Origin of the sequence: Streptomyces canarius, from assembly GCF_014650735.1 — a bacterium.
Classification (GTDB): domain Bacteria; phylum Actinomycetota; class Actinomycetes; order Streptomycetales; family Streptomycetaceae; genus Streptomyces; species Streptomyces olivaceoviridis.
The window spans coordinates 1-1,096 of the sequence record NZ_BMVN01000188.1 but is presented as its reverse complement, the minus strand read 5'-3'; the positions used below and the strand labels follow the sequence as shown (position 1 = coordinate 1,096).

At 63.6% G+C, this 1,096-nt stretch carries 2 protein-coding genes; both read left to right on the top strand.

Annotation, left to right across the window (positions count from 1 at the left end):
• Nucleotides 1-235 precede the first annotated feature (235 nt).
• Nucleotides 236-625 (top strand): hypothetical protein, encoded by a 390-nt coding sequence (locus tag IE294_RS46770; protein ID WP_189895395.1) that lies wholly within the window; start codon nucleotides 236-238, stop codon nucleotides 623-625.
• A 156-nt stretch (nucleotides 626-781) separates the two neighbouring features.
• Nucleotides 782-1,096, top strand: a 315-nt coding sequence (locus IE294_RS46765) for a hypothetical protein (RefSeq protein WP_189895394.1), incomplete at its 3' end; no start/stop codon positions are given.

The window sequence follows — 1,096 nt, the reverse complement described above, 5'->3', positions numbered from 1 at the left end:
AGCCGCTGTACCGACTCGTCGGCGATCTGCCGCATGGTTGCGCTGTCGTTGCGCATCCCGCCGAGGTTGAGCGCCTGTCATCGAACCTTGAGCGACGCGAGTCCGTGTCACCGAAGATTGATCGCCCTAATCGGTCGGAGCGGCTGCGGGAGGTTCGGCTCCCGGCAATGCTGTAGGGATGTTTCGACGTGGATGGCGAGCGTGGCGTGGTCGACGCTCGTACCAGAATCGGGCTGTGGCCGTCCGGATGAACGAGTTCTTCGACTCACTTCCGATGCCGAGAAGCGGCGGTCTCTCAGACGTTGCCCGCCACTACGCCCGCACGCTCTACCCCAACTACGAGCGCCTCCTGAGTACGAAGACCGCTGCTGCCTGCCCGTACTACGTCGGCCTCTCCTCGGAGCTGGGGAGCTTCACGCATGTCACCAAGCGAATCGTCTTGGTCGCGGACACGATGCTGTTGTCCGACCACGGCATCGGATCGGTGCACGAGCTCGGGGAGCACTCTGGGAGCACTTACGGCAACAATTTCGGTCCGGGCGGAGAAAACGTTGAGCCGCCGATCACCACGGAGACATACCACTACGGAATGGTGACCAACGACCTTGCCCAGGTGGGGCGGTGACTCCTGGACGCAGAACCCCTCCTGCGCAGCGGGCTTGCCTGGTACTTACCGGTCTACACGCGAGGACGCTCAGGCTGGCAGGACAGCGAAGACAGGATAATTGCCAGCAGACCCGGTCGTCTGCCCTCGTTCAGTGACCGGTCTATCGACTTCCTGGTGGAGCATGGCCGTGCTGTGGATCTGTCGGGGACCAAGCCCCTTGCCAGCCGCGTGGTCCGGCTGGTCCTTGAGATCGATCTGCCCTTCGTCGACGGGCTCAGCCTCACCGACTTCGCCGAGGTCACCAGGGAGGAGTTCGACTCCTACCGCTTGTACCGCGATTTCATGCGTTCCCGGCTCCTCGAACTCGACGACGCGCTGGAAGCGGTCGATTCCCAGGTGGCTTTGGAACGGATCGCGCTCTCCATTCGTGACGAGGTGAACGCCGCTGCCGCGCAGATGAGCAGCGCGGCTCGGTCCCGGGCCCTCAGC